The 8,519-nt window shown below is 53.0% G+C and carries 6 protein-coding genes; all 6 read right to left on the reverse strand.

Annotated features, from left to right (window positions below):
• Positions 1–4: 4 nt before the first annotated feature.
• On the reverse strand, positions 5–586 hold the full coding sequence (locus tag I2F59_RS04145; protein WP_195503344.1) for an HD domain-containing protein: 582 nt from the start codon (positions 584–586) through the stop codon (positions 5–7).
• Positions 587–588: 2 nt separating this feature from the next.
• On the reverse strand, positions 589–1,146 hold the full coding sequence (gene folE / locus I2F59_RS04150; protein WP_195503345.1) for a GTP cyclohydrolase I FolE: 558 nt from the start codon (positions 1,144–1,146) through the stop codon (positions 589–591).
• Between the two features lie 66 nt (positions 1,147–1,212).
• Positions 1,213–1,794, reverse strand: coding sequence for an anaerobic ribonucleoside-triphosphate reductase activating protein (gene nrdG, locus I2F59_RS04155; RefSeq protein WP_040358414.1), 582 nt, complete (start codon positions 1,792–1,794; stop codon positions 1,213–1,215).
• Positions 1,795–2,221: 427 nt separating this feature from the next.
• Complete coding sequence (nrdD, locus tag I2F59_RS04160) at positions 2,222–4,444, reverse strand: anaerobic ribonucleoside-triphosphate reductase (protein ID WP_195503346.1); 2,223 nt, start codon at positions 4,442–4,444, stop codon at positions 2,222–2,224.
• A 1,252-nt stretch (positions 4,445–5,696) separates the two neighbouring features.
• Positions 5,697–6,365, reverse strand: a complete 669-nt coding sequence (locus I2F59_RS04165; protein WP_195503347.1) for a YdcF family protein — start codon at positions 6,363–6,365, stop codon at positions 5,697–5,699.
• On the reverse strand, positions 6,355–7,800 hold the full coding sequence (locus I2F59_RS04170; RefSeq protein WP_195503348.1) for a toll/interleukin-1 receptor domain-containing protein: 1,446 nt from the start codon (positions 7,798–7,800) through the stop codon (positions 6,355–6,357). Before I2F59_RS04170 ends, I2F59_RS04165 begins: the two co-directional genes overlap by 11 nt.
• Positions 7,801–8,519: the final 719 nt, after the last annotated feature.

Raw genomic sequence — 8,519 nt, forward strand, 5'->3', positions numbered from 1 at the left:
CTAACTACACGCGAATCGACAGGTTCTTTTTATCATCGCTCCAGTTGCAAGCATTGCGCGCGGGGCATGCAAAGCAGGCTCGCGAGGCCTTGTCGGCCGCATAGAGCAGACGCTCGAGCGGTTGACTGTTCACGCGCAGCTTTCGATGGCCCAGGATGGCCGTCTTAATGGCTGCGGCATCTGCCGGCTCAAACGCCACGTCATCGGGCATGCCGCCGAGAATCGCATCAGCGACGCGTTCGCTTGCAACATCATGGGATATACCCGATTCATACTGTTCATCTTTGCCGATATCGTGAAGAAGTGCCGTGGCGTAGATGACCTCGCGGTCAAATCCGAGCTGCTCCTCAAGATTCTTAATCCACATAATGCGCGCGACATCCAGCAGATGGTCAATACCGTGGCGGCAAAAGATGCGCCCCGATTCCAGCTGTGCAATGTTGCCCAGGTGCCGCCGGAACAACCCGTTGGCACAGATGTAATCAATGCGAGGCATGGCACCAAAGGGAGTCAGGCCCGAAGCCATAAAGCCGCGACGCGGCGTCCCCTCATCGGTCTTCGATGCAAAGTCGTTGACGACTCTCATGGTTAGCGGCCCAGCATCCTAAAGAATCGCTCCTCGAGCGATGGATCGGTCTCAAAGACACCGCGACGAGCAAGCGTTACGGTCTTGGTACCGGGCTTTTGCACGCCGCGCATGGTCATGCACATATGCTCGGCTTCCATCAGTACGATCGCTCCTTGGGGAGCAAGATAATCCATGAGGGCATCGGCAACCTGTGCACACAGCTGCTCCTGCAGCTGCAGTCGACGGGCATAGACCTCAACCGTGCGGGCAAGCTTAGACAAACCCGCCACACGACCGTTAGGGATATAGCCGATCGCAGCCTTGCCATAAAACGGCAGCAGATGGTGCTCGCACAGCGAGTAAAACGTAATGTCGCGCTCGATAACCAAATCGTTCGAAGCGACGGCAAAGGTTTTGGACAGGTGCTCCTCGGCGCTCTGATCCATGCCGCCGGCAATCTCGCCATACATACGGGCGACGCGCGCCGGCGTTTCCAGCAGGCCCTCACGAGTTGGGTCCTCGCCTATGCCCTCAAGCAACAGCCTTATGGCGGCCTCAACTTTTTCCTGATCGACCATCTGGGCCTCACTTTTCCGATTTTGCGTTCGCGCTATGGTACCACGCCCTCCGGCATCGGCCACAAGCTACATAGTATGGGTCGAATAGACCGGATCGTCCCGCCAAAGTTCCACAGCGTCGCAAAGCGAAACGCCCTCGCGCGCGGCACGAGTGCGCGTGGCGTTCATGTCGATCACCCGCTGATTACTCGAACCCCTAAAACGCAAGGAGATATCGTACAGGTCTTGAACGAACGGGCCGTCCACCAACATATCGAGGCAGGCAAGGATACGGTCCGTCACCTCGGTATGGTGACGACCGCCCGGCATAAGCTCCTCGAGCACGTCGCCGGTAAAGCACCAAATAGTCTTCCCCGACTCCACGGGATAAGTCGCACGAACACGCTCGACAAACTCAACGAGCCCTGCCTGGTTCTCGGGTTCCATGGGCTCCCCGCCCAGAATCGTCAGACCATCGATAAAGGGATGGTCGAGACTCTCGATAATCTTGTCCTCGACGGCGCGATCGAACGGCTCGCCCGCAGCAAAGTCCCACGCGACAGAGTTAAAGCAGTTCTTGCACCCACGACGGCACCCGCTCACAAACAGAGAAGTACGAACACCTTCCCCATCAGCAATGTCGAAATACTTAATGTTCGCGTAGTTCATAGGTAACTCTCCCGGGAGGCCGGGACATATCATCCCGTCCTCAAACATTCTCGGCCTGCGGCCTGCGAAACTGCGGGCGGGACGATATGTCCCGGCCTCATGCAAAGGGTAACTCAATGAACGAAGCGAACATCGAGCATAGGGTTCGAGGTCCAATAAAAACTATGTTGCAGCTCAACCGTCATCGCAAGCAAAACGTTGTTGCAAGTCAACTCATTTCCGCTAAGAACTTCGAGGAGTGAGCAGACTGCGCGCTGCATCTCAGCTACATCAACTTGGCTGAGCCGAGAGGGCCGCTTGGGCTTTTGCTCGATATGAGTTCCACACGCAAAGAAGGCCACTTAATGTGGCCTTCGTCTTGCGCAGGACTGTCCGAAATAGCGAGCAAATGCCCAAGCGGCCCTCTCGGCTCAGCCCCGGAGCGGTATTAGAGATGCAGCACGCGGTCGCGGATCTCCTCGGTTCGGCCCTGGTTCCAGAACTGGGTACCGATGTAGCCGCACGTACGGCGGGCGACGTTCATCTTCTCCTGATCGCGGTTGCCGCAGTTGGGGCACTCCCACACCAGTTTGCCATCATCCTCGACAATCTTGATCTCACCGTCGTAGCCGCACACCTGGCAGTAATCGCTCTTGGTGTTGAGCTCGGCGTACATGATGTTGTCGTAGATGTACTGCATCACGCGAATGACAGCCTTAAGGTTGTCCTGCATGTTAGGAACCTCGACGTAGGAGATGGCACCGCCCGGCGAAAGCTGCTGGAACATGCCCTCAAACTTAAGCTTATCGAAGGCATCGATCTCCTCGGACACGTGGACGTGGTAGCTGTTGGTGATATAGCCCTTGTCCGTCACGCCCGGAATAATGCCAAAACGGCGCTGCAGGCACTTGGCGAACTTATACGTCGTCGACTCCAACGGCGTGCCGTACAGCGAGAAATCGATGTCGCTTTCGGCCTTCCACTCGGCGCATTTGTCGTTCATGTGCTGCATGACGGCCATGGCAAACGGCGTGCCTTCCTTCTCGGTGTGGCTGTGGCCCGTCATGTACTTGACGCACTCATACAGACCGGCATACCCCAGGCTGATGGTGGAATAGCCGCCCACGAGCAGTTTGTCGATCGTCTCGCCCTTCTTAAGGCGCGCCAGGGCGCCGTACTGCCACAGAATCGGTGCGGCATCCGAAAGCGTGCCCATCAGGCGCTCATGACGGCACAGCAGGGCACGATGGCACAGCTCAAGGCGCTCGTCGAAGATCTTCCAGAACTTGTCCATGTCCTGATGCGAGCTCAGTGCGACATCGGGCAGGTTGATGGTCACAACACCCTGGTTAAAGCGGCCATAGTACTTAGGTTTGGTCGGGTCATAGTTCAGCGCGTTGGCAACATTGTTAAAGCCGTTGCCCGAACGGTCGGGCGTCAGGAAGCTGCGGCAACCCATGCAGGTGTAGCAATCGCCGTTGCCGGCGGTCTCACCCTTAGACAGCTTGAGCTCACGCATCTTCTTCTCAGAGATGTAGTCGGGCACCATGCGCTTGGCGGTGCACTTGGCAGCCAGCTGGGTCAGGTAGAAGTACGGGGAATTCTCGTGAACGTTATCGTCCTCGAGTACATAGATAAGCTTGGGGAATGCCGGGGTAATCCACACGCCGGCCTCGTTCTTAACGCCCTCGTAGCGCTGGCGAAGCGTCTCCTCCACGATCATGGCAAGGTCGTGCTTCTCCTGAGGCGTACGGGCCTCGTTAAGATACATAAAGACCGTCACGAACGGCGCCTGGCCATTCGTGGTCATAAGCGTCACGACCTGATACTGAATCGTCTGGACGCCGCGACGGATCTCGTCACGCAGACGGTCCTCAACGACCTCACGGACCTTCTCGGCAGACGCAGAGACGCCAAGCTCCTCGAGCTCGCGGGCAACCTCGACACGAATCTTCTGGCGGCTCACCTCGACAAACGGAGCCAGGTGGGTCAGCGAAATCGACTGACCGCCGTACTGGGAAGAGGCGACCTGGGCGATAATCTGCGTCGCGATATTGCAAGCAGTCGAGAAGCTGTGCGGCTTCTCGATCAGCGTGCCCGAGATAACGGTGCCGTTCTGGAGCATATCCTCCAGGTTCACCAGGTCACAGTTATGCATGTGCTGGGCGAAGTAGTCCGAATCATGGAAGTGAATCAGGCCCTCGTTGTGGGCATCCACGATCTCCTGGGGCAGCAGCACGCGCTGCGTCAGGTCCTTGGAAATCTCGCCGGCCATGTAGTCGCGCTGAACGGAGTTGACGGTCGGGTTCTTGTTGGAGTTCTCCTGCTTGACCTCTTCGTTATTGCACTCAATCAGCGACAGGATCTTGTCATCGGTCGTGTTCTTCTGGCGCTTCAGGCTCTGAACATAGCGATAGATGATGTAGTGGCGAGCGACCTCATAGCAGTCGAGACGCATGATCTCGTCCTCGACCAGATCTTGGATCTCCTCGACCGATACGGTGTGACCCGCGTTCTCGCATGCCTCGGCGACGTTTTGTGCCGCATAGATCACCTGGCGGTCGGTAAGGCGAGAGCCTTCCTCGACCTCCAAGTTTGCGGCGCGGATCGCATTGACGATCTTATCGATGTCAAAGGTAACCTCGGTGCCGCTGCGCTTGATGATCTTCATCCTCTTGCCTCTTTCGCATCGTAGCCTCATTGCGCTTCAGGGCCAAACGATGCCCGGCAGGGTTTGCCCCTGTCTTGCGGCGCCGTCACGCAATCTGTGTTCTCGATAACCATAGGCCCTCATGCGGACAATCCTCGCAGCCGATCAAGGGGCTCAAAGATCCATCCAAATGGGGCGAATAAGGTTCTCGCTCTCTGTCCGCCATCTATCATACGACAAAGACGCATCTATATCCTGTATTCTTTTTTTAGGTCAAACACAACATATAGTGTTTCAGCAGGTCAAAGCAATTGGTCAATTTACAGACGCATTAAAAATGAGAGGTCATAGACATGCCAAATGAGCCTCATCAACGCAACTACCTGCTCGGCAGTTTTGAAACCCCCTCAACCATACCGCCGACAAATCCTACCAAAACCAAACCGCTCACGCCAAAAGAATCCAAAAATTTGTGCTTGACCAACATGTTGCGGTTGATCGCGAGGAGGTTGGAGACAACGGGTCGCCACAGCCACGATGCCAGGCGGCACGGGATCAAGACCGAGTGTAGGCAGCCGTCTTGTCAACTTATAGCAAAACAGCTAAGCAACTTAGCCCCTAAGCTGTAAACATGTGGTGGCATTGGAAAATTTGAACTCGTTATCTTATCTGTGTCACAGCGCTAATCTGAAAGCTCGCACCGAGCCGATAGATAATGAATTGCGTTTAGCAAACTGGCAGAAAGGCAGATGGTCGTCAGCTGATAATTATTCTATATCGCGATCTGACAAATCACATCAAATTAAGGCAAAGGCAGCTTATTGAACCGCGTTGTCCCAACTTATGGAATTCTGAACGCGAGAGCCTGCCGCTGGCGTTGGTTCTAGATAGACAATAAAGCGGCAGCGGTATGACAAGACTCTGCTTGTGAAGTTGCCTGCAAATCACAGAAAAATGATTGAAGACCCATCACGCTCCCGGGTGAAAAACCGAAGAGAGCGCTTGGGTGCGCATAGCCCCAGGACTCGAGAAGACGCACCCCAATACCAACTAAATTAAAAGTAGGTTCAGCCAAACACCCATAGCAAATGGAGGGTAAAGCCTAATTCCAGATTGCGCTAAAATTCTAGCGTATCGGGGAGCCCCCTCGCGGCAATCTTCCGCCCACGTCCAAGCGTCACGCCATACGCCAGCGCCGCATTCAGCAATCAACGTGAATGAAACCCCAATGAGTATCTGCCATTCCACGACGGAAGCAGCAACTGTTGGGCGGTTATTTCCGAATCATTTGGCTGGTAAACCCGGCACGTACAAGCTTTTCATAGGCAGAATACACGTATGGCGGCACAAGCTGTTCGCTTTGATAGCCAAGCTTTGGATACTCAATCACACGCTGTAAGTCCCCAACCAAGAGGGAGATGAATTCTTCTTTCGCGATAGGTGCCTCCCGAGATTCATAATATCTACAATAATCTCGGTAGCCCAGTCGCGGCGAGGCAAGTAAGTAATCGAAGTCGGGCCACTGCACGTCAAGAGTCGCGCGAGTACGCAGCTCGCGATACGGACGCTCAACGACTATAGTCTTTCGCTCTTCATGAAAACTGTCTTGCATGAATTCCTTGGAAAAGCGTATGTTTTCACCCGTGTTCGAAGACCTGCACTCTTTAAAAACACAGCATTTTGGAACTCCACAGCTTATGGCAACACTAGCTAGGTGCTCGGCTTCGGGCTCTCTCCAGAGCTCTCTCGTAATACGTCCGTATCCGCCCGTAAAGAGAATCCTCTTGCACAAACCCGCCCTATAGAGCTCTGCTGCCCTTATGGCAACGTGTTCATCATGGCTTCCAAACACTAACGCCAAATCCACCGGTTCGAGAGGATCGTCGAGATGCCCGTACTCGAAGACCGTCTCCGCGTACTCATCAATCGAATCAGCGCTCATATGCACCACTCCTAATGTGTCGCCCCTTCAACATATCAGCATGCGCCTTACAAAGGGTAGTTGCATACCTAGTGAAATGTCTCTCGCACATTTCGGGATATATTTCTTGATAGAGTTTCTCCGCAGAATCGGTCTGGCCAGATGCCCAGTAATAGAAAAACTCATCGAACTTCAATGCGTAGTAGTAAACGGGTTCAAGTTGACCCTTAATGAACTCATAGCTTTTCTCCAGCGCAGGCTTTATCGCTTCGGCCCTCTGGATTTCATAATTAAAGCAATATGCCTCAAAACAGCGTCGGAGTGTAAAGAAATGTTCTCTGGCATTATCCGAATAAAGCGGCTCGTCCTCAACCAATCTATCGAACTCGTCCAAATCATCATCGATGATTGCAATCTCCCGACGAGGCAGGAGCTCACTGTCGGGGTACGGTACCTCATATTCCCGTCTGGTTTCTTCTGCATACGGCAACAACTCGCTCAATATTTCATGAGCCCTTGCAAGGTTTCTCTCTTGCTTAAACGTGATTGCCAACAACCATTTCGATTGAATGATGCGTTTTCGCACTGATGCAGTGAATTCGGGAAAGTCCGGATTCTCAGGAATCCCTTCATAGACACCAAGCGCTTCAATAAGGAAGTTCCTCGCGTCATGCACATATCCGAGTTCTCCATCGTTAATCAGAAAATATGCAACACTCTCGTAAAGCCACCCAAGAGCCACAGAGATCTTATTTGTCTTCACCGCAATCTGAGCGACGACCTTTGGTCGATGTCCATCAATTTGAAACTCATTGAAGTACTTATAAGTCTCGAATGGATCACCTGTTTCGGCATACTCCTTCAGCACCAGTCGTTTCGCCTCACGGAAATAGTCCGCCAATTTCTTGGGCTTAGTGTCCTCGATGAATCTATTGACGTCATCTACGTCTTTTTCGGAAGCGTCAATATCCAGTAGCTTCAGTTTAGTTTGCTTCGCCAGCGGCGTGGTCCCCTCGTCTATCACGTCTGTAATTGCTCCACTGACAAGGTTAATAAAGCTATCAACCTTGTCCTCAACAGGCGGGATGCTCGCGTCTATCACATTCACATCCGACAGAAGGAGACCGAACGTTTTGTCATTTCCGCTGGCACACGGACTTTTAGGATTGTCAATTCTAATTGGTTGGACCTTGAGCCTTCTGTTAATTGCAAAAGACAGTTCCTTGCGCACGAAGAAAGATTCTATTGCAGACACGCTCAGAACCACGACGAACACGGTCGAATTGTCGATTGCCCTCGCAATGGCTTCGGGGTAATTGCACGACTGCTCGATGTCATTATCCAACGCATCACGATCTAGCCAAGACTTTATGCCCAACTCTGACAGTTTTGATTGGAGTTTCTCAGCGAACTCAATATCTTTGCTGCTGTGACTAATGAAAACTAGATGATTCATTTATACCTCCAAAGCTTCCAATTAAAGCTAGGTAAACTAAGTCCGGTTTCCATTATGCGTCAACCCCGCTAATACCCCTTATGGCAATCGCAAATGACCGTCCTCGAGGCCACAACACAGGCCAAAGTCAGTTATTGGCACACGTGGATGTACGCCGGCATCCACTAGGGCTTCCGCCCCATCAAGGCAAAGTCGGCACAAAAGAGCGCCCCTTAGCACCAAAGGAGCATAGAATAGGCACGGGCTCGAGAAACCCTGCTGGCACTTAACGAAACCAGTCACCGTAAAGAATCCTTGTTCCCCGACACGCCACCAACGTAAGCTCACCATTAATTTGATGTGCGATACCAAGGCTGGAAGTAAACCCAGGACCGAACCAAACAAAAGAATGGATTCGCGCAGCTACGCCAGGCGGAAAACCAAAACGCAGCAAAACACGTAGGCATATAAAAAACAGGCCGATGCATTGCAACCAAAACCCACTAATGATTCGATTAACAAACTAGCATCGAACAAACACGCCGAGCGCTCTCCCCCAACAGGGGATAAAAGAACTCGGATTACAGCCAAATCCGAATGCGCGCGACATATACAATGATCGCTTCTAAAAAAACAGCCCAGAGGACATAGCCTCTGGGCTGCGAACATTTGGTGGGCGTTAGAAGATTTGAACTTCTGACCTCTTCCGTGTCAGGGAAGCGCTCTCCCCCTGAGCTAAA

The sequence above is a fragment of the Collinsella aerofaciens genome, from assembly GCF_015556945.1.
Lineage (GTDB): Bacteria > Actinomycetota > Coriobacteriia > Coriobacteriales > Coriobacteriaceae > Collinsella > Collinsella aerofaciens_AO.